At 57.3% G+C, this 19149-nt stretch carries 19 protein-coding genes; 7 read left to right on the plus strand and 12 right to left on the minus strand.

What is annotated here, in order from left to right:
* The first annotated feature begins 25 nt into the window (after positions 1 to 25).
* From ACR0AK_RS21015 to ACR0AK_RS21025, 3 genes are read left to right on the plus strand one after another with little or no spacing between them, the layout of a single operon-like run.
* Complete coding sequence (locus ACR0AK_RS21015; protein ID WP_170564010.1) at positions 26 to 685, plus strand: Tim44/TimA family putative adaptor protein; 660 nt, start codon at positions 26 to 28, stop codon at positions 683 to 685.
* Positions 682 to 1716 (plus strand): murein transglycosylase A, encoded by a 1035-nt coding sequence (gene mltA, locus ACR0AK_RS21020; protein WP_480794852.1) that lies wholly within the window; start codon positions 682 to 684, stop codon positions 1714 to 1716. Before ACR0AK_RS21015 ends, mltA begins: the two co-directional genes overlap by 4 nt.
* The gene (locus ACR0AK_RS21025; protein WP_480794853.1) at positions 1716 to 2303 is read left to right on the plus strand and encodes a Smr/MutS family protein; all 588 of its coding nucleotides are present in this window, start codon (positions 1716 to 1718) and stop codon (positions 2301 to 2303) included. The genes mltA and ACR0AK_RS21025 overlap by 1 nt, the downstream gene beginning before the upstream one ends.
* Here the strand turns inward: ACR0AK_RS21025 and ACR0AK_RS21030 are convergent.
* The 3 genes from ACR0AK_RS21030 to hslU form a co-directional block, all read right to left on the minus strand.
* A complete protein-coding gene (locus ACR0AK_RS21030) occupies positions 2300 to 3520 on the minus strand; it encodes an MFS transporter (RefSeq protein ID WP_480794854.1) in 1221 nt (406 codons plus the stop codon). The genes ACR0AK_RS21025 and ACR0AK_RS21030 overlap by 4 nt on opposite strands.
* Positions 3517 to 4617, minus strand: coding sequence for an alpha/beta hydrolase (locus tag ACR0AK_RS21035; RefSeq protein ID WP_170563997.1), 1101 nt, complete (start codon positions 4615 to 4617; stop codon positions 3517 to 3519). The genes ACR0AK_RS21030 and ACR0AK_RS21035 overlap by 4 nt, the downstream gene beginning before the upstream one ends.
* Before the next feature lie 98 nt (positions 4618 to 4715).
* Positions 4716 to 6023 carry an ATP-dependent protease ATPase subunit HslU gene (hslU, locus tag ACR0AK_RS21040; RefSeq protein WP_170563994.1) on the minus strand — a complete coding sequence of 436 codons (1308 nt, stop codon included), beginning with the start codon at positions 6021 to 6023 and terminating at the stop codon, positions 4716 to 4718.
* Positions 6024 to 6205: 182 nt separating this feature from the next.
* Between hslU and ACR0AK_RS21045 the strand changes: the two genes are divergently transcribed.
* Together ACR0AK_RS21045 and ACR0AK_RS21050 are read left to right on the plus strand one after the other, a co-directional pair.
* Positions 6206 to 6622 (plus strand): DM13 domain-containing protein, encoded by a 417-nt coding sequence (locus ACR0AK_RS21045; protein WP_480794855.1) that lies wholly within the window; start codon positions 6206 to 6208, stop codon positions 6620 to 6622.
* A 116-nt stretch (positions 6623 to 6738) separates the two neighbouring features.
* A complete protein-coding gene (locus ACR0AK_RS21050) occupies positions 6739 to 7980 on the plus strand; it encodes an MFS transporter (protein WP_480794856.1) in 1242 nt (413 codons plus the stop codon).
* Here the strand turns inward: ACR0AK_RS21050 and hslV are convergent.
* Positions 7977 to 8528 (minus strand): ATP-dependent protease subunit HslV, encoded by a 552-nt coding sequence (hslV, locus tag ACR0AK_RS21055; RefSeq protein WP_480794857.1) that lies wholly within the window; start codon positions 8526 to 8528, stop codon positions 7977 to 7979. The genes ACR0AK_RS21050 and hslV overlap by 4 nt on opposite strands.
* A gap of 197 nt (positions 8529 to 8725) precedes the next feature.
* Here hslV and ACR0AK_RS21060 point away from each other — a divergent pair, with 197 nt between their 5' ends.
* On the plus strand, positions 8726 to 8920 hold the full coding sequence (locus ACR0AK_RS21060; protein WP_170563985.1) for a DUF1127 domain-containing protein: 195 nt from the start codon (positions 8726 to 8728) through the stop codon (positions 8918 to 8920).
* A gap of 61 nt (positions 8921 to 8981) precedes the next feature.
* Here ACR0AK_RS21060 and ACR0AK_RS21065 read toward each other — a convergent pair whose 3' ends face one another.
* Both ACR0AK_RS21065 and ACR0AK_RS21070 read right to left on the minus strand, forming a co-directional pair.
* A complete protein-coding gene (locus ACR0AK_RS21065; protein ID WP_170563982.1) occupies positions 8982 to 9344 on the minus strand; it encodes a Lin0512 family protein in 363 nt (120 codons plus the stop codon).
* Positions 9341 to 9691, minus strand: coding sequence for a Lin0512 family protein (locus tag ACR0AK_RS21070; RefSeq protein ID WP_480794858.1), 351 nt, complete (start codon positions 9689 to 9691; stop codon positions 9341 to 9343). The genes ACR0AK_RS21065 and ACR0AK_RS21070 overlap by 4 nt, the downstream gene beginning before the upstream one ends.
* 173 nt (positions 9692 to 9864) lie before the next feature.
* Between ACR0AK_RS21070 and ACR0AK_RS21075 the strand changes: the two genes are divergently transcribed.
* Positions 9865 to 10221, plus strand: a complete 357-nt coding sequence (locus ACR0AK_RS21075) for a hypothetical protein (RefSeq protein ID WP_480794859.1) — start codon at positions 9865 to 9867, stop codon at positions 10219 to 10221.
* 80 nt (positions 10222 to 10301) lie between these two features.
* Here the strand turns inward: ACR0AK_RS21075 and trxA are convergent, their stop codons facing one another.
* The 6 genes from trxA to tsaE are packed head-to-tail and all read right to left on the minus strand — an operon-like array spanning position 10302 to position 19116.
* Positions 10302 to 10622 carry a thioredoxin gene (gene trxA, locus ACR0AK_RS21080; RefSeq protein WP_170410773.1) on the minus strand — a complete coding sequence of 107 codons (321 nt, stop codon included), beginning with the start codon at positions 10620 to 10622 and terminating at the stop codon, positions 10302 to 10304.
* A gap of 60 nt (positions 10623 to 10682) precedes the next feature.
* The gene (gene addA, locus ACR0AK_RS21085; protein WP_480794860.1) at positions 10683 to 14042 is read right to left on the minus strand and encodes a double-strand break repair helicase AddA; all 3360 of its coding nucleotides are present in this window, start codon (positions 14040 to 14042) and stop codon (positions 10683 to 10685) included.
* Positions 14039 to 16966, minus strand: coding sequence for a double-strand break repair protein AddB (gene addB, locus ACR0AK_RS21090; protein WP_480794861.1), 2928 nt, complete (start codon positions 16964 to 16966; stop codon positions 14039 to 14041). The genes addA and addB overlap by 4 nt, the downstream gene beginning before the upstream one ends.
* On the minus strand, positions 16959 to 17645 hold the full coding sequence (locus tag ACR0AK_RS21095; protein WP_480794862.1) for a nucleotidyltransferase family protein: 687 nt from the start codon (positions 17643 to 17645) through the stop codon (positions 16959 to 16961). Before ACR0AK_RS21095 ends, addB begins: the two co-directional genes overlap by 8 nt.
* Positions 17642 to 18646: an aminoglycoside phosphotransferase family protein gene (locus ACR0AK_RS21100; RefSeq protein WP_170563966.1), complete on the minus strand. Its 1005-nt coding sequence runs from the start codon at positions 18644 to 18646 to the stop codon at positions 17642 to 17644. Before ACR0AK_RS21100 ends, ACR0AK_RS21095 begins: the two co-directional genes overlap by 4 nt.
* A complete protein-coding gene (tsaE, locus tag ACR0AK_RS21105; RefSeq protein WP_170563963.1) occupies positions 18643 to 19116 on the minus strand; it encodes a tRNA (adenosine(37)-N6)-threonylcarbamoyltransferase complex ATPase subunit type 1 TsaE in 474 nt (157 codons plus the stop codon). Before tsaE ends, ACR0AK_RS21100 begins: the two co-directional genes overlap by 4 nt.
* Between the last annotated feature and the right edge of the window lie 33 nt (positions 19117 to 19149).

Consider the following 19149-nt stretch of genomic DNA (forward strand, 5'->3'; position numbering starts at 1 on the left):
AGCCGCGGTCTGAAAAGAGGATGAAATGAACGAACCGATGATCCAGTTGCTGGTCCTGGCCGGAATTGCCGTTTTCCTGATCCTGCGCCTGAAAAGCGTGCTGGGTACGCGTGAAGGTTTTGAGAAGCCCCCTGTTCAGCAGCAACCCGACACAAGCAAGTCGCGTCGCGAGTTTGAAGTGATCGAAGGTGGCCCGGATCATGACATTACAGACCATGTCGCCGAAGACAGCGAGCAGGCGCAAACACTGGCCGCAATGAAACGGGTTGAGCCCAGTTTCTCGGTCAGTGAATTCGTGCACGGCGCACGCGGTGCCTATGAGATGATCGTCATGGGGTTCGAAAAGGGCAATCTGGATGAAATCCAGCCCTTCCTGTCCGAAGAGGTGTTCGACACATTTGTTTCAGTTGTGGCAGCCCGTGAAGATCAGGGCCTGACCATCGAGGCCGAGTTTATCGGCGTACGTGAAACCACACTGGCGGATGTGACCTTCGACAAAGACACAAACCAAGCCGAGATTACCATGCGGTTTGTGGGCGAGTTGACCTCGGTCGTGCGTGATCGTGGCGGCGACATTATCGAAGGCAGCCCGAACACCGTAAAACGCCAAAAGGACAGCTGGACCTTTGCCCGTGTGATGGGTGCTGATGATCCAAACTGGCTGCTTGTTGCCACGGACGCATGATTGGCGCGCTCCGGTCGCTATTTCTGGTGGCAGTCATGACCACTGCCGCCAGCGCTGAACCGACGCGATCAATTCTTTCCTTTGACGATCTGGATGGATGGGCTGCCGATGATCATGGGGTGGCCCTTTCGGTATTTCTGAACACCTGCGGCGATCTGGATAATCCGGATTGGCAGGCGCTGTGCAACGTGGCCCGAACATACAAGGCAGATGCGGCGCGGTCGTTCTTTGAGTTATTCTTTCGGCCGGTTCTGGTCGAGGACGGCGAAGACGCCCTTTTCACCGGTTATTTCGAACCGGAACTGGATGGGTCTAAAACCCGGACCGACCGGTTCAAATACCCGATTTACAAAATGCCGCCCGAAGCGCGGGCCGAGGGACCATGGCTCAGCCGTCGCGAAATCCTGACCGGAGACGCAATGCAGGGCCGTGGGCTCGAGATCGCCTGGGTGGATGATCCGGTCGAGCTGTTCTTTTTGCAAATCCAGGGTTCGGGACGTGTGCGCCTGCCAGATGGCAGCGCCCTGCGCGTGGGCTATGGCGGGGCAAACGGTCACCCTTATCGTTCCATTGGGGCCGAGCTGATCCGCCAAGGTGCGCTGGGCGCGCATGAGGTCAGTGCCCAGATGATCCGCTCATGGGTCCGCAAGAACCCCGAAGCCGGGGTTGAACTGCTGTTTCACAACCCCTCCTACGTGTTCTTCCGCGAAGTTTCGCGCGTTGCGCCCGAGCTTGGGCCGTTAGGTGCCATGAACCGATCAGTTACCACGATGCGCAGCATTGCCGCTGATCCGGCTTATACGCCGCTGGGCGCCCCTGTTTGGGTGGAAAAAGATGGCAAGACTCCGTTGCGGCGTTTGATGATTGCTCAGGACACGGGTGCTGCCATCAAAGGCGCGCAGCGTGCGGATATCTTCTTTGGCACTGGTGATGACGCCGGAAAGGCTGCCGGACGCCTCAGGGATTCGGGGCGTATGGTGCTGCTGTTGCCCATCCAGCGGGCCTATGCGCTGTTACCGGATGAATTCTGATGTCCCGGCGCAAACTGACGGCAGATGAGATCGAGCTGTGGCGTAAGGTCGCCAAACAGGCTGAGCGTATGCATCCCGAAATCCCCCAGTCGGTCCATCCGGTCACTTTGCCCAAACCCAAACCGACCAAACCTCCGAAGCCGCGGTTTGATGCGTTCGAGGTTGGACAAAACGCGTCGGGCAAACCTGCGCGACATGCGTTGAAACCTTCGATCAGTGAAAGTCTCCGGACCAGTCCGGTGCAGATGGACACCAAGGCGTTTGGACGCATGAAACGCGGTAAGATCAAACCCGAAGGGAAGTTGGACCTACATGGTATGCGCATAGACACCGCATATCCGGCGCTGATCCGGTTTGTTCTGACGGCGCAGGCATCCGGCAAGCGGCTTGTTCTGGTCGTCACTGGTAAGGGCAAAGATCGCGATGAACCCGGCCCTATCCCCACTCCGCGCGGAGTGCTGCGCAATCAAGTTCCGCAGTGGTTGGCTTTGCCACCGTTGGCGCAGGCCGTTTTGCAAGTGACCCAGGCCCATATCAGCCACGGTGGCGAAGGGGCCTATTACGTCTATCTGCGCCGAACGCGTTAGAATGCGCGCATCGCGCGCGAGATTCCTATCTTTGCCGACACGCAAACAAGGACAAAGAACCCTGCGACCCAGTAGAATTGCGTATCCAGCGATATGCCTGTGTCCAGCAGTACTCCTGTCAAGCCGGGGCCAATGGCTGACCCAAGTACCATGACCGCAGTCGCCATCGCCTTGATCGAGCCTATGTGCCGGGTGCCGTAGAATTCGGCCCAAAAGGCGCTGGGCAGGGTGCTGTTGGCTCCGACCGTCAGCCCCAGAAACACCATCGCGATCATGGCACCAGGGATTGAGCTGGTCATACCCGCGATCACAAAGCCAATCGCAATCGGTATTTGGTAGAACGGCATCAGCCGCGCAGTCCCCCATTTGTCCAGTGCCCAACCGGCTGCAAACATCGAAATTAGCGAAACACCGGTATAGACCGGGAAAAGCGCGACCAGATCAAAATGTTTCCAGCCTTTGACGTCGGCCAGATGAACCTGATGGAAGAAAAACGCGGTGATAAAGGCCGATGGAGCCAGCAAGGCCGGTGCCATGAACCAAAAAAGTGGATGAAACAGTGTTTCTTTGCGCGTCCAATGGCGCCCCATCATCCCGGTAGCCGAGTATTCAGTAGCCAGGCTTTGCGGTGTACGTTCTTGACGCAAAAGCCGGGTTAGAACCGGTATTCCCACTAGGGCAATTCCAGCGGACACCACCCATAACCATCGCCAGTCCAGAAACGCCATCGCGGCCACGAAAATCAGTGGCAGCAGCGCCTCACCAATGGCGTAGCCAACCGATGCAACTGAGAGGGCCTTACCGCGTGTAACAATGAACCAGCGCGCCATGGCGACTTGCGCCAAATGGATGCTCATCCCCTGTCCGAACAGCCGCAAGAAAAAGACCACCAGGGGCAATAGGACAAGCCAGCTGTTCACGGCCATGGCCATTGCAGCTATGGCGAGGCCCAATAACACAGCTGGCCCCAGAACCCGGACACGGAAAATATCCGTAAGCCCCCCGGCCCAGATCATTACAACGGCTGATACGGTGGTGCCCAGGGAATACAGACCACCCCAAGCGCCGTGACTAAGACCAAACTCTGCGCGGATGTTTCCGGCAAAGATCGAGATAAAGAAGGTCTGCCCAAAGCTGGACAGAAAGGTCAGCAAAACTCCCGCGCCCAACCAGGTGGCATTGTCCCGCAGGTACTGACGCAGGCTGAACTGCGTCACGGAGAGCTGACCTGCGCCTGTCCTGTTTCGGTTAGAACAATTTCGGTCGCACCGTCTGGATTGCGTTGGCTGGGCGGAACCAGAATGTCGATGCCCGGTCGATCTTCGCGCCCAAAGGTATTGTTTACGCGTCGCAACGAACTGAGGATCGATAAGAGTGCCGGAGAGGTGGCCGCAACGAAATGAGAGGACTCGGCGTCCTTGTTGAACGCGGTTGTATCGATCACGTTGATCGGAAATTCTTCAAGCGTTTCAACCGAGCTTATATTGCCCAATCTCTCGCCCTCGTCTGTTCCGCGGAGACGACCTGAAATGTTCAGGATCTTGTCCTTTTGCGACACCATAACGAGGAACGGATCGGGCGGGTTCTTGATACGCTTCATCTGCGAACGGAACAGGTCGACATCCAGATCCGGTGAAATCAAGACGACCCCTTCGATGTTTCTGTTGGCCCAGCCCGGTTCTTGCAGTTCAGCTTGTCGCATCATCTCCATTGACAGAGCGCCGCCCATGGAATGTGCCACCAGAATAACGCGCTTGACGCCCATGGCTTTCAGTTCACGGATCGTCTGCTCTAACCCGTCGCGGGCAAACAACATGCTGTCCAGATCATAAGCATAACCATACCCGGTTGCGCGGCTGGGCCAGGAATAGACCAGGGTAGAGCCCGGAAGACCAATATCGTGTGTCAGCTGAGCCGCGCGGAAAATCGTCTCGGTTTGGGTCGAGTTATAGCCGTGCACAAAGATTGTAACGTCGTCCTCGCCGCGCAGATGTTCGCGTAATCCTTTTGGCCCTCCCAGCTCGGTCACATCTGTCAGAACGAACTCTTTTTTCGGATTTGGATTTGCGTAGGAAAACTTCAGCGTTCCCGGTGTGTGCGTCGGTGGGATCGACACTGTTGTTTCCAGAAACTTCAGCGATTCTCCGCGCCGGAAACCGTAGGTTCCATCCGCTTCACGCGCTCGGGTCGTGCTTGCGAATATCTTTTCAGGCGTCCCAACGTTTACCGCTGAAGGCACGATCTCGGTCACCGTTCGGTCGACGCAGGCGCATAACGACAGAGATGTAATCAGAATCAAAAAATAGCGCAGCACGAGCCAGCCCTCAGGATGAATTGTGCTTACGCTATCGCATTCTCGCCCCGCGTCCAGCGGCGCAGGGCGGAATTAACGGCAAAAACCGGCTGGCAGTGTTACAAAACGTAACGGCTCAGGTCAGCCGATTTGGTCAGCTCACCCAGATTATCGTTTACAAACTGCGCGTCGACTGTGATTTGCGTTCCGGCCTGGTCGGGCGCGGTAAAGGACAGCTCTTCGAACACGCGTTCCATTACCGTGTACAAGCGACGCGCCCCGATGTTCTCGACGCTTTGGTTCACATCAGCTGCGATACGTGCCAGTGCGGCAATGCCATCCTCACTGAAGCTGACGGTCACCTCCTCGGTCCCCATCAGAGCGGTGTATTGCAGGGTAAGAGCGTTGTCCGTTTCGGTCAGAATACGAACGAAGTCCTCTTCGGTCAGGGCGCGCAGTTCCACGCGGATCGGCAAGCGACCCTGCAGTTCCGGCAACAGGTCCGACGGTTTCGCGATGTGGAACGCACCAGACGCGATGAAGAGGATGTGGTCGGTTTTGACGGGGCCGTGCTTGGTGGACACGGTCGTGCCTTCGATCAATGGCAGCAAGTCGCGCTGCACCCCTTCGCGGCTGACATCGCCGCCTCGGGCGTCTGTGCGGGCGCAGACCTTGTCGATCTCATCCAGAAATACGATGCCGTTCTGTTCCACCGATTCCAGCGCAACGCGGTTTACGGTTTCATCATCCAGCAATTTGTCGGCCTCTTCGCCGATCAGTGCCTCATAGCTTTCGGCGACGGTCATTTTGCGTTTCACAGTGCGTCCGCCAAAGGCCTTTCCGAAAATGTCACCCAGATTCATCATCCCCATCTGGCTGCCGGGCTGGCCGGGAATATCGAACATCGGCATCGGGTTCGAAGAGTCCGAGAGTTCCAATTCTATCACGGTATCGTCAAGCTCACCCGCTTTCAGCTTTTTGCGGAACATCTCGCGTGTGCCCTCGCGTGCATCGGTGCCTGCGATGGCTTCGATCACGCGATCTTCGGCGGCCTGATGTGCTTTGGCTTTGACGTCTTCGCGCATGAATTCGCGGGTTTGCAGGATTGCGGCATCAGCCAGGTCGCGCACGATCTGTTCCACATCACGGCCGACATAGCCGACCTCGGTGAATTTGGTTGCCTCGACCTTGATGAAGGGCGCGCGAGCCAGTTTGGCCAGACGGCGGCTGATCTCGGTCTTGCCGACGCCGGTGGGGCCGATCATCAGGATGTTTTTTGGATAGACCTCGTCCCGAATGTCATCGGCCAGTTGCTTGCGCCGCCAGCGGTTGCGCAGGGCTACGGCGACGGCCCGTTTGGCATCCTTTTGCCCGATGATGAAACGGTCCAGTTCCGAGACGATCTCGCGCGGGGTCAGGTCGGTCATGTGAGTTCTATCCAGTTGTTTCGCATCGGAACCTAATCATACGCGGCAAAAACACAAGCTGATCACAAAAAACTCACGCCAACACACGGACTGCACACGGAAAATCGTGGTGATGTGAATCGCCAGACATAGGAATCCCGCACATAGTCTGCGGCGACGGGCAAACTCGCCTGATCTTTGAAATGGAGACCCACATCATGATGACTCGTCGTTCGCTCTTTTTGAATGCCGCTGCAACGGGTGCAGCCCTGACACTGGCAAGCGCCAATGTCGCCGTTGCCGGTGGTGCCAAGAAAAAGGGCACATTCGAAGGCCGCTCGAAACATATAACCACCGGTTCGGTCAAAGTGGTCAAGGATGGCGAGCGTTACATCGTTGAGCTGGGTGATGACTTCTCGCTGGATAACGGCCCGGACCCGCGCGTAGCCTTCGGTAAGGATGGCACATACGACCCCAACTCGAAGCTGGGTGCTCTGCTAAACCTGACGGGCAAACAGAAATACGCTGTACCGCCGACCATGGATATCTCGGGCTACAACGAGGTTTATATCTGGTGTGAAGTTGCAGGCGTTCCGCTGGGCGTTGCAGCGCTTTCGTAACCCAACGACGAAATGCGCCAGGAGGCCGGTAAATTACCGGCCTCTAACAAGGCGTTAGGTGCCTTAGCACCTGTCTGTTACACTCACCCGAAGGAACCAGTTCCGAGGTGTGTATCATGACGAAGATTGCCAAGATTACATTGCTATTCGTGGTATTTGTGGATTTGATCGGACAGGGTCTGGTCTTTCCCATCATCAACTCTTTGATCATGGAAACAAAATCCGGGTTCCTGCCGGAAAATACGCCAATGGGGCGACGCCATTTCTACTATGGCCTCGTTATCGGTTGCTTCTTCCTGTCGTGGTTTTTGGGTGTGGTCTATGTCTCAAAGGTCTCGGACTCTATCGGACGCAAGAATGCCTTGCTGGTCTGTCTGAGCGGGGCTTTGGCCGGTTATGCCATCACCATCGCTGCGCTTTACCTCAACTCTTTGCTTCTGCTGATTATTGGTCGCTCGATCACCGGCTTTACCGCTGGCAATCAGCCTATCGCGCAAGCGGCGATGATTGACGGCAGCACGGATGCCGCCGATCGAGACCGTAACATGGGGTACATCATCACCGGGGTCAGTTTTGGCCTTGTCGGTGGCCCAATTATCGGCGCTGTTCTGTCTGACGCAGCAATTCTCGGCAGCTACGCGACGCTCAAGATGCCGTTCTATGGCGCGTTTGTTCTGGTGTTGATCGCCATCTTCCTAGTGAGCGTCTACTTCAAGGACACCCGCACGGAACGCGCGGCTTTCGTATTCCGTCCACGTGATATCACCGACAGCCTTATAGCAGTGCGCGAACATCCGATGGTTCTGAAAATCCTGCCCGTTTACGCATTGTTCATGATTGCCAACGTCACCTTCTACGTCTTCGTCGACAACTTCCTGACCAGCGCTTGGGGCTACGGCGTGATCGGCGGCAGCATGGCGATGGTGGTCATCGGCTTTGCGTTGGCGTTTTCCAGCACATTCCTTGTGAAACCGGCGCAAGAGAGATTCAGCAAGCATGCGATCATCCACACCTCATTGATTGTGATGGTGATCTGCGGCTTTGGCTTTGCGTTTAGTCCCAGCGGTGTGTTGAGTTATGTCCCGGTCTTCTTCTTCTATTTCTTCTTCGGTGTCGCCTATCCGACCCTGCTGGGCCTGTTTTCATCCAGTGTTGGAGAGGCGGATCAGGGCTGGGTCATGGGTGTGACCACGGCGGTCTTCTGTTTGGCCGGTGGTGTCATGTCCCTGATTGGCGGCGGATTGATGAGCATCGACATCCGCCTGCCCTATTACATAGTCATCGCAACCGCCCTGCTGGGGCTGGTCGGAATGTACCGGCGCTGGAAAGGTAAAGAGATCTCGGCGCTTTTGGCCTAGATCGTCTCGACCGTCAGGTTGCCATTGGTGTAAACGCAGATATCTGCGGCAATGGCCATCGCTTCGCGGGCGACCTCTTCAGCGGGTTTGTCGCTGTCCATCATCGCGCGTGCTGCGGCCAGGGCAAAGTTCCCGCCCGATCCGATGGCCGCCACGTTGTGTTCAGGCTCCAATACATCCCCAGCCCCAGTGATGACCAACAGGTCTTTGCCGTCGGTGACGATCAGCATCGCCTCAAGCTTTTGCAGATACTTGTCAGTGCGCCAGTCCTTGGCCAGTTCAACCGAGGCACGCGCCAATTGGCCGGGTGTCGCTTCCAGTTTCGCCTCAAGCCGTTCCAGCAGGGTAAACGCATCGGCGGTTGATCCCGCAAACCCGGCGACAACCTCGAATCCGCCCGGCGAAAGCCTGCGCACTTTGCGCGCGGTCCCCTTAATCACGGTCTGACCCAGGCTGACTTGCCCGTCCCCGGCAATGACGACATGCCCGCCCTTTTTGACACCAATGATGGTTGTCCCGTGCCATCCGGGAAAATCGCTGTCCGCCATGAAAGCCTCCGTGTTCTCAGGCGCTATATATGGGCCGGGCGCGGGATTGGCGCAACCCGTTGCAAAACTGCCCAAAAGATATGCACAAAACGCAATCCGGGGTTACCAGACCAGCAATTGTGAGTCACCGCCCGTGGGACTACATGAGGCTTACAACCGACAACGGGTCGGCTGTTTCAGAAAAAAGGACTGGGAACATGGCAACAACTGCAAACATCCATGCCCCACTCGGAGCAGCTACCATCCTGCACGTAGTGGACGCATTCATCAATGTCTTCGACTCCGCTGTTGAGCGGTACGAAAACCGCAAGACGCGCAAGATTCTGTCGGGTCTGACTGACGCACAGCTGGAAGATATCGGTCTGGAGCGCGCGGACATCGCAAATATCTGATCCCGCAATCAGAGCAGAAATTTGAAGCAGCCGCCCGGTAATCCGAGCGGCTTTTTCTTTGTCAGCTCTGTACGTATTTGCCGGCCTGATCCGGCAGGTACGCCTCAATCGCGGCTGTGGCGACGACGTGGCGCGTGCCCGCAGCGTCATCCACGACATCCAACCCGCCTTTGACGGCCCGCACTTCGGCGCGGCCCCTCGGCAGATCGGCGGCGACCCTGTCGCAGTCGACCTGATCAGGGTTTTGCACTGCAATCGTTACCTGCACCCGCATTTCCTTGTGGTCGATGCCAAGTTTGGAAAACAAAGTGATCGATGAATGATGCAGCGCGTCCTGTACGGCGCGGCAGGCGGCTTTGGTGTAGTCCTGACCATAAAGATCGTTGCCGGTACCCATTTCCAGAATGATGCGTTTTTCGGTCATTGGGCGGGCTCCATATCGAATGAAACGATGACGGCGGCGTTGGCGATCACGGTGCGGCCATCGGTGTGGGGTTTATCAATATCCAATCCGCCCTCGGTCACAGTGATGTTAGGCTGGCCATAGGGAAAGATCGCCTTCAGCGCCTCGGTGTCGACCTTGTCGGGCTGTTGCACACCCACTTCGGCGTCAATGATCATCGCCTCTTTCGGAAAGTCGAACAGCTCGGCCATGTTCACCGAGTTGTGCCACAGCGCATCCTTGATCGCCCTCAACGCAGCCTCGGTATAATCCTCGCGCCGCAGGGACGTTCCCATCCCAAATTCCACCAGAACCCGTGTTTTGGGCATGTCGCCTCCTGTGTCTTTTGCAGCCGTACTCTGCACGAGTTGACCGGAATTGAAAGAACCAGAAAAGCGATATGCATCCAGCCAATGCCTGGCGAACAGAAATTTGGTCTGTATCGGTGAAATCGACTAAAATCGCCGGATATTAGCGTGTTGTCAGAGAAGGATTTGATCCAATGAGGCCATTTCAACTTACTTCCATAGCAGTTGTGCTTGGGTTTGCGGCGACATGTGTGTCTGCTGAAGAGATAAAAGACAAAAAACAATTCACCGACTTGATCGTCGACAAAAAGCTTGTTCAGGGCGAAACCTGGGTGAAAATCCTGAAAGATGGTAAGGTTGAGGGCAAAGGCCCAAAAGGTGGTGACATCAGCGGTGCTTGGGAGTGGAGCGGCAAGCATTACTGCCGGAAACTGGTTATCGAAGGCGTCGCCCTACCCAATGACTGTCAGGTGGTCACAATCAATGATGGCACTGTCACGTTCACCCACAAGGAAGGTGCCGGTGTTTCAGTACGATGGATCATCGAATAGCTTTACCTGGCGACAGGGCTATTGAAGAAAAAAAGCGCCCCGAAACAGGGCGCTTTTGAGATTCAAAGATCTTTAGACCTTCAGATCGATTCATCAATCCAGCTTTGAAGGGCAGCTTTTGGTGCTGCGCCTGCCCGGTTCGAAACAACCTGACCGTCCTTGAAGATGAACAGCGCCGGAATGCCACGCACGCCCATGGCGGCTGCCGAATTCGGGTTGCTGTCCACGTCCACCTTGGCAATTTTCACCTTGCCGCCGTATTCGTTGGCCAGCTCTTCCAGAGCGGGGCCAATCTGTTTACAGGGGCCGCACCATTCGGCCCAGAAATCCACCACAACGGGGACATCGGAGTTTTTGACTTCGGCGTCAAAGGTATCGTCGGTAACGGCAACGGTCGACATATTCTGTCTCCTGAATGGGGTAAACTCGGGAACTGAACGTAGGGGCCCGTTAATCCAAGGTCAAGATATCTGGGTGCGCGACAATGCCTGCGTCACAAGATCGTGTGGCAGCCACATCAATTCTGCCGTTCTGGTCCATAGGATCGCGGTACGGATTTCGTGGTTCGGGTATATCTGCGATAGCGCCTGCGCGTACGCCCCCATTTGCCGCAACAGGCCCTCGGGACATGCCTGTGCACTGCCCGGAACCGTTGCATTTGTTTTGAAATCAATGACCTGAACCTCAGCGTCAGTGATGATCAACCGGTCGATCACCCCATGCATGCGGCGTCCGTTCAGGTTCGCTGTCACAGGCACCTCGGCCATTGCGGCGTCGACAAAGACAGGCCTAAGGTGATCCGCAGTCAAAACGTCGCATGCCTCATCCAGCAACTCTTGTCGCGCTGCGTCTTGCATATCGGGCAGAACCCGAGCGCAAAGCTGCGGCCAGTCCTCCTTGGAAACGGTTGGCAAGTGTTCCAGCAGCAAGTGGATCTGCGTGCCGCGCAGCTTTGCCGCCTCTTCGTCCTGACCCGCATCGCCGGGCAACGCTTTGGCCCCTCCCAGATCCGAAGGGCTGAGCGTTTCTACCTGAGGTTCCGGCGACGTGGCGGTGGACAGGAAAGGGGCAGGTAAATCCGTCGCGGTTATGGTGGCCTCTGTGGTCGCCGCAATCGGTGGCGCATCCCAATTCCCATGTGACAGCCGTAGCGTTTCCGTGCCCGGCAGTGCCACGGCCCCTGCCCGCTCCATTGCGGCCTGCACCATTTGATACCAGCTGGTTCCATCTTTACCGACATCGCCAGCAGCCCCCACAATCAGCCACTTTTCGGCCCGTGTTAGTGCCACATACAGCAAGCGAAGCCGCTCATTTTCTTCTCGTTCCCGGGCTTCGGCACGCGCGCGCGCAATCAATGCCGGAGAAGCATCTGCCGGAACTTTCCACAGCGGAGTGCCCTCGGCCACCATGATCTCGGCATCGCGCGGCGCTTGCCGTTTGCCCGTGTCCGGAAGGATCACAATCGGAGCTTCCAACCCCTTCGAGCCATGCACTGTCATCACCCGGATCATGTTTCCGACGCCGCTCATCTGCCGTTTAATTTCCAGATCATCGGTCTGCATCCACACTAGAAACCCAGTCAGGCTTGGGATATCCGTACGCTCGTAAGCCAATGCCTGCGAAAGCAATGCGTTTATTCCGTCCTCGGCCTCTGCCCCCAAGCGGCCCAACAATTTGCGACGCCCGTCATGGCGGGTCAGGATTCGTTCGATCAGGTCGTAGGGGCGTAGAAAGTCAATCTGACCGCGCAAGTCGTTCAGCACAGCAAGAGTGTCAGGAAATTCTTCAGCGCGCTGGCGCAGAGCGGCCCAAAGGAACTGTTCTTTGCGCCTGTGGGCAAGGTCGAACAACTGCTGTTCGCTCCATCCAACCAGAGGGGACTTCAAAACAGTGGCAAGCGACAAGCTGTCCTCGGGCGTGGCCAAAAAGCTCAACAGCGCTGCCAGGTCCTTGACCGCCAACTCCGCGCCGACCTTCAGCCTGTCGGCCCCGGCGATCGGTAAGTCAGCAGCCTTGCAGGCCCGAATAATCTCGGCAAACAGGTCTGAGCGCCGCTGAACAAGGATCAGGAAATCCCCTGGCCGAACCCTGCGTCGTACAAATGTGCCGGGGGTTTTTCCATCCTCGGGGATCGTTTCTCCACGATCGATCATCGCCTTGATCGACTGGGCCAACTGTTCGGCCAGAATGACGTTGTGATGACGCGCACCGGGTCGATCCACCGGATCCGTCCAGTCGCTATCATCATCGTCTTCGACCTTTTCAACCACCGGCCACAGGTCTACGCGGCCCGGCAGATCCGCCTTAAAGGCGCGGTGTTGGCTTTCCTTGTGAAATCCGGCATCGGCGCGGTTTTCAAACAGGATATCAACCAAAGCCAGAATCGCACTGGAGGATCGGAATGAGTATTCGAGCGTCGAATCCCACAATTTAGAGCCTGATTCAGTCAGCTTTCGGCCAAACTCTGCTTGCATCAGGTCAAACGCCTGCGGGTCTGCACCCTGAAAGGAATAGATCGACTGCTTCTTGTCGCCGACCACGAAAATCGTGCGCTCAACCCCGGATCGGGCCCCTTCCCCGCTGGTGAATTCCTGCGCCAGTTTTTCTACAACGTCCCATTGATCTGGACTTGTGTCCTGTGCTTCGTCCACCAGAATGTGATCAATTCCGCCATCCAGCCGATATAACACCCATTCCGCCACAGCTGGATCATTCAACACTTGCCGTGCACGCAAGATCAGGTCGTCGAAATCTAACCATCCGCGCAATTGCTTGCGACGCTCATATTCCGGCAAAAACGCAGTTGCGAACCGGTGCAGCACCAGTGTTTTGCGCGTGGCGACCAGCGCTAGTCGGTGTTCCCGCGCGGCCTCGATGCGCAGCATGAGCGCTTCTAGTTGAGGTATTTGGTCCGCCAGCGCGCCTTCACGCAGGGCTTTGGTGGGAAAACTGTTTATCTTGGCTGAAAAGGGTTCCTTGGCAGATTTTCCTGTCAGGAGCACGCTTTCCAGTATAGGCAAGCTGCTAACTTTGATCTCGGTAAATGCCGCAAGCTTGTCGGCGGCCTTGGCATTGTTTCCGCCGCTTTCGGAAAGTGCGGGCAAGATTGAACGGATCAACTCCAATTCGCCGCCCAAGAATACACGCTCTATCAAAGCGTCTTCGTTGAACCCGTCCGGCAGTTCAAAACGCCGCAACACATCAGCCCAGTTCAGCGGTTGAGCAAACAGGTTGCGTTTCTGGGTGATGGCCGCGGTAAGCTTGTCGAACCCGGTATCGGTTACAAACTGGGCGACGTCTTCGATAAGGGTGGATTGCGGACCTGCGGCAAAATCTTCGACAATTTCTTCACGCAACAGGGCTGCCGCACGGTCCTCCATCTCTGAGAACTGCGGACTGACCCCGGCCTCAAGCGGGAATCGCCGCAACAAAGAGGCACAAAACGAGTGGATCGTCTGTATTTTCAATCCGCCCGGAGTTTCGATCGCGCGAGCAAACAAGGTCCGGGCCTGTGCCAATCTTTCAGGGTCAATGACACCGGGAACACCCAGATCGGTCAATTGTTCCAGAAGCGGGTCGTCCCCCAGCATGGCCCATTCACCCAAGCGTTTGAACAACCGGTTCTGCATCTCACTGGCCGCGGCCTTGGTGTAGGTCAGGCAGAGGATATGCTGAGGCTGCACGCCACCCAACAACAGGCGCGCCACCCGATCGGTCAAAACCCGCGTTTTGCCCGAACCAGCGTTGGCAGCCAACCAGGTCGAAGCGTCTGGTCGCGCGGCCTGCACCTGCCGCTCAGTTGCATCGTTGCGAGGGCTCATGTCAGATCCTCGGGGTCTGTTTCATCCGTGCGATCCCATTCACCGAACCGCGCCAGCTGGTCGTAGTCACCAACATCCGAATCCTTGTGCAACATTCGTCGTGACGAAAACCCCTGTTCAGGCTCTAAATATGAAGAAATCAGCTCTTTCAACTCAGCCAGGACCTTGTCTGGCGGTTCTTTCGCCAAGGGCGCAGGCACTTCTTTATAGGTGCCGCCCATGCCAATAAACACGGCTTCGGCCACAGGTGATGGGTCAAATCCGTCGATACCGCCCCCTTCGGCCATTGCGGCTTCGATCAGCAACTGCTTGTCGAACTTGGATTGCTGGCTTTCCGTTGGCGGTGTTCCGGTCTTGTAATCGACGATCCGCAACGCGCCACGTTTATTGCGATCTATCCTGTCGGCCCGCCCCACGACGGAAAAATCCAAGGGTGACAGAACAAGATTCATCACAGCCTCAAAGGCAACCGGCCCTCCGTCGCCACGGCGCGCGATTTCAGCGGCCAGAAAATCGTCTGCGATACGTTCCAGCCGCGCCAACCACAATTTGCGCGCTGTGGGCCACGCAACATGTTGATCCAGCAGTGTTTCCGCGCGTTTCAAAAAGTTTTCACGGGTCAGTAACGCACTGTCCAGAACACTGTCTTTGACAAAATGCTCTAGGATCTCGTGGATCACGATCCCGCGCAACAATGCATCCGGCGCTTGCACCAAAGGGTCCAAAGGCTTCAGTCGCAGCACATGTTTGGCGTAAATCGCATAAGGGTCGCGGATCAGCCGTTTTATTTCCGTCACGCTCAGCCGATTTGGGCGCGAAGACACCGGCGGGCGCGGGGATGGGCGCTTTGCTGGTTCGATGTGCGGCGCAGCCTCAAGCTGTTCCGACCAGCGTAGCCATTGCTGGCCCCTGTCACGCATTCCCGACAGGGCCTCAGGGCCTCCCTGCCCCGGGAGGCCCTGTAAAAGGTTCGTCAAGCGGTTCAGCCAACGTGATGGCACGGTTTCAGCGTCGTCGGACTGGGTTGCGCGGGTCAACCAGACTTCGGGCGCGCCGATGGCTTGCTGAAAATCATGAGCCGACAGACCGATCCGCCGTTCCGGCAGCAAAAGCCCGGCCTTGTCGCGCATCTGACGGTTCAACCATGGGTCCGGTGCGGCGGCCTCGGGCCAGCTGCCTTCGTTCAGGCCGCCCAGAATCAGCAGATCGGCCCCCTGCACCCGCGCCTCGAGTGTACCCCAGATCATGATATGTGGATGTGGGGCGTCGCGGTCCCGAACCTCTTCACCTGCCAGTAATGCGCCCAACAAGTCGGCAAAATCGTGGGCGGTCATCGGGCCGCCATGTTCCGCTTCGGTTTCCAGCGCGGTCAGAACAGCCAGTGCCTTTTGACCTGCGTTCTTTTCCCAAAGCGTCCCAGCTTCCCCGGAACCGCCTGCGGAAATCGCTTCAGCCAGCGTCCGCAGCTTCGCGACCCAGTTCGTCAGCTGCAACTGGCCTGTGGTTTGCTGATCACAGAAATGGGTGGTCAGCCACCGCACCCAATCCTCGGGCACCTCTTTTCGGATTGCAAAGGCAGTCAGGCTGACACTATCCGGGAATGGCGGACCATGCCGACGCAAGTCCAGCTCAAGATCACGCGTGTGCAGCAAATGCGCGCCACGTTCACCACCATCGTGGCAGAGCGGGTGTTTCAGAAGGGTCAGAAGTGCTTCGCCATCAAGACGCCGTGCAAACAACCCCGAGACATGGCGCAGAAATCTGCCCGGCGGTGACAATTGCAGCGGTAGACCGGCGCTGTCATCGGGAAGGATGTTCCAGCGATCCAGCGCGGCGCTGACCTGGCGCGTCAGCATCCGATCGGGTGTGATCAGCGCTGCGGTTTGACCGATTTCGGCAGCTTGGCGCAGGCGTAGCGCGATGGCTAGGGCTTCGGATCGGGGTGATTGTGCCTCGACCAGTGTCAGGTCTTTGGCCGCACCATCCAGATCTGTCAGTTGCGGGCCTTCGGACATCCAGGCGTCTGTGATCGGCGCTGGTCGTAACGCAAGTGAAACCAACCGGTTACGGGCGAGTGATGGTGGCTGATTTTCTGTCCAAGGCTCGATTTGATCCGGTTTCAACCCGAGCTGTTTCATCAGCTTGCGGAACCGATACTGAGGGTGGTCTTCCGATGAAAGCGCGTCATCCAATCCGCGCCAAACGCGATCAGGCTGATCGAAATCATATCCCGGCAGGATCAACGCGCCCTGCGGCAGGCAGGCGACCGCCTCCATTAGCATCAGGGTGGTTCCGCGTGATCCGGTGGATCCGGCAAGGATCACCGGATGCTGAGGCGGAGAGGTTTGCCACCGTTCGATCAGGTTTTCCACCACAAGCCGCTGCCGTGCCTGAACATCCAGCGCGTCACGGCCAGAGTCTATGAAATGATCCGCAATCCCGATAAATGCCTGCGCACGGGCCCAGTGGCCGGACATATCGCTGACGTCCAATTGTCGGATTGCGTCTGGGGCTACACCTTCACCCTGCATTTCATCAATCAGTGCAGCCAAGCTGTCGGACAGATCAAACAGTGAGGATCGCGCGGCCAGATCTGGCTGTTGTTCCAATAGTTTGGATATCAGTTGTGTTAACTCCAGCCTGCGTCGCAACGGCGGAACGGCCGGCGGTATCTGCGCCAGATCGACACTTTCGCCCAGATCGGTGACCAGTGACAGGCGCGGCAACAGACAGGCCGGGCCTTGGTCGAACAAGTCGCGAACCCGCCGGGACATGCGCCTGGTATTGACGACCAGTTGAACCTGCGCCAGCGCCTCGGGCGGGTGCGCGGCGCTGCGATCTCGCAACCCCTTAACCAGCATTTTTGGGAAATCCGAACCGGGTGGAACGGCAAAAACGCGGGGTACCGTACTGGGTTCAAACATCGGCAATCAGCCCCTCGGCCAGCGCAATCCCTTCGGGGTGGCCGACATCGCACCAACGGCCGGGATAAGTCAGGGCAAACAGGCGATCTTGTTTTTGCATCCGGTCCCACAGCACATTCAGCGAAAATGCCTTTTCTGGGATATCCATCAACCCCTCGGTCTTCATGATCTGCGCACCGCCATAGATCAAACCACCACCGCGCACGATCCGACCGGTTTTATCTGCTGTGAAATCGCCTTTACCGGTGTGGCCGACAGTCTGATCCACCGGAACGCACATCAACAGCGCGTCCATGTGATCGGGATTCCACGCCTCGCGCAGCATCGTCAAAGGGTTCGGTCCTGACCAGATCGCGTCTGGGTTCAGGGTGTAAACCGGTTGCGATCCTAGCAGGGGCAAAGCGGCGCGTATTCCGCCACCAGTCTCAAGGATTTCCGACTTCTCACGAGAAAGCAGAACACCCTTCGGGGATAAATGAGCCTCAAGCTGGTCCGGCAAATAGTGCAGGTTGGCCACGACACGCGCGAGGCGCAGTTCATTCACGAGATCCAGCGCGTGGTCGATCAGAGGCCGACCCGCGACCTCGATCAGTGGTTTGGGCCGTGTTTTGGTCAATGCGCCCATGCGGGTGCCAAACCCGGCTGCAAACAACATGACGGCTTCGGGGTCTTGGGTCATTTCTGTCTGAGCCTGTCCAGATTTTCAGGGGTGGGCGCGGGCAGGGCGTCGCGCAGTAAGTCTGCGATGGTAACCAGTGCGGGATGTTCCAGATCCCGCATCAGGTGGGCCCAGGTTGCCGGGATCAGATCGACATAGCCGGGCTTGCCGCGCTCGGTCGCCAAGCGGGCAAAGACGCCCAGAATGCGCAGGTTTCGCTGAGCTCCTAAAACGGCATAGGCGGTGCGAAAGTCATGATCGTTCACCCCAGTCTCTGCGATATAGCGGTTCACCATCCGCATCTCGGTTCCGGGCGAAACATCTCGACGCACGTCCTGCAGCAGCGACACCAGATCGTATGCCGGATGCCCCAGCATGGCCGTTTGAAAGTCAAGCAAGCCGGCGCGCTGAACCCCGTCGCGATCCGGCAGCCAGATAAGGTTTTCAGCATGGTAGTCGCGCAGAACAACAACTTTGGTCCCGGAAGTTTCCCGGTGCAGAATATCCGAAAACCGGTTTTCGAAACGGTTTCTTGCATCTGCGTCGTGCGTGCCCAATACGGCTTGCGCGTATTTGGTAAAGGACAACGCGGCCAGTTCGGTCATCAAAGTCGGATCATAAGATGGCAAAGATAGGCTGGGAGCCTTGTGCAGGTCGACCAGGACATCCGTTGCGACCTCATAAAGTTCGCGTTCCATTTTGGGGTCCTGCGCCAGCACCCGAGCGAAAAGGTCATCGCCGAGGTCTTCAAGCAAAAGAAACCCGTAATGCGTATCTTCAGCATAAATTTCGGGCGCGCTAAGACCAATGGACCGCAAGTAGTCGGCCATGCGAGCAAAGTCCTCGACGTTTTCTGCCTTGCCCGGGGGCGAATCCATTAATACCGCTGTCTTGCCGGTTTCCGGATCGGTCAGCCGCTCGTAACGGCGGTTCGAGGCATCGCCAGCCAGCGGTGCGTGACGTGCGTTGGCCCATGCTGTCTGCGCAATCAGCGCTTCGGCCAATACCGCGCGGTTTGTCATGCCGGAATCCTTAGTTTTGCGGGCCACTTTGGATCTGACCACGTAAGTGTCAGATGGCGCTTTTCTGTCATGTTAGGGTCTGTTTCAAAGGATAGTGTCACCGCCGAATCCGGCATCAGGGGGCCTAGTTTGTCCGGCCATTCGATCAGGCAGATCGCGGTCTCAAAAGCCTCGGTCAGCCCCAGTTCCTCGACCTCTTCGACTGCGCTCAGGCGATACAGATCGCAGTGCCAGATTTCTCCGACCGGAGTGTCATAAGCCTGGACCAGCGTGAATGTAGGTGAGGGCACATCCTCGGGCTCGGCCATCAGTGATTGGATCAGACTCCGGGCGAAATGGGTCTTGCCGCTGCCGATCTCGCCCTCGAGCAACAGGATGTCACCGGGCAGCAGTTCCGCACCAATGCGCGCCGCGAACTCCGCTGTTTCCTCGGGTGAATTCAAAGTGATGGTGCAGGGCGATGTAGTCATGGCGCCACAATGGCCCCGTGCCCGGTTGGCTGC

The organism is Ruegeria sp. BI12 (assembly GCF_056537985.1).

Excerpts from the sequence above, each read along its gene's own strand:
- ACR0AK_RS21015 (WP_170564010.1), top strand. The coding sequence starts at position 26 with ATGAACGAACCGATGATCCAGTTGCTGGTCCTGGCCGGAATTGCCGTT.
- mltA (WP_480794852.1), top strand. The coding sequence starts at position 682 with ATGATTGGCGCGCTCCGGTCGCTATTTCTGGTGGCAGTCATGACCACT.
- ACR0AK_RS21025 (WP_480794853.1), top strand. The coding sequence starts at position 1,716 with ATGTCCCGGCGCAAACTGACGGCAGATGAGATCGAGCTGTGGCGTAAG.
- hslU (WP_170563994.1), bottom strand. The coding sequence starts at position 6,023 with ATGACCGACCTGACCCCGCGCGAGATCGTCTCGGAACTGGACCGTTTC.
- ACR0AK_RS21045 (WP_480794855.1), top strand. The coding sequence starts at position 6,206 with ATGGAGACCCACATCATGATGACTCGTCGTTCGCTCTTTTTGAATGCC.
- ACR0AK_RS21050 (WP_480794856.1), top strand. The coding sequence starts at position 6,739 with ATGACGAAGATTGCCAAGATTACATTGCTATTCGTGGTATTTGTGGAT.
- hslV (WP_480794857.1), bottom strand. The coding sequence starts at position 8,528 with ATGGCGGACAGCGATTTTCCCGGATGGCACGGGACAACCATCATTGGT.
- ACR0AK_RS21060 (WP_170563985.1), top strand. The coding sequence starts at position 8,726 with ATGGCAACAACTGCAAACATCCATGCCCCACTCGGAGCAGCTACCATC.
- ACR0AK_RS21065 (WP_170563982.1), bottom strand. The coding sequence starts at position 9,344 with ATGACCGAAAAACGCATCATTCTGGAAATGGGTACCGGCAACGATCTT.
- ACR0AK_RS21070 (WP_480794858.1), bottom strand. The coding sequence starts at position 9,691 with ATGCCCAAAACACGGGTTCTGGTGGAATTTGGGATGGGAACGTCCCTG.
- ACR0AK_RS21075 (WP_480794859.1), top strand. The coding sequence starts at position 9,865 with ATGAGGCCATTTCAACTTACTTCCATAGCAGTTGTGCTTGGGTTTGCG.
- trxA (WP_170410773.1), bottom strand. The coding sequence starts at position 10,622 with ATGTCGACCGTTGCCGTTACCGACGATACCTTTGACGCCGAAGTCAAA.
- addA (WP_480794860.1), bottom strand. The coding sequence starts at position 14,042 with ATGAGCCCTCGCAACGATGCAACTGAGCGGCAGGTGCAGGCCGCGCGA.
- addB (WP_480794861.1), bottom strand. The coding sequence starts at position 16,966 with ATGTTTGAACCCAGTACGGTACCCCGCGTTTTTGCCGTTCCACCCGGT.
- ACR0AK_RS21095 (WP_480794862.1), bottom strand. The coding sequence starts at position 17,645 with ATGACCCAAGACCCCGAAGCCGTCATGTTGTTTGCAGCCGGGTTTGGC.
- ACR0AK_RS21100 (WP_170563966.1), bottom strand. The coding sequence starts at position 18,646 with ATGACAAACCGCGCGGTATTGGCCGAAGCGCTGATTGCGCAGACAGCA.
- tsaE (WP_170563963.1), bottom strand. The coding sequence starts at position 19,116 with ATGACTACATCGCCCTGCACCATCACTTTGAATTCACCCGAGGAAACA.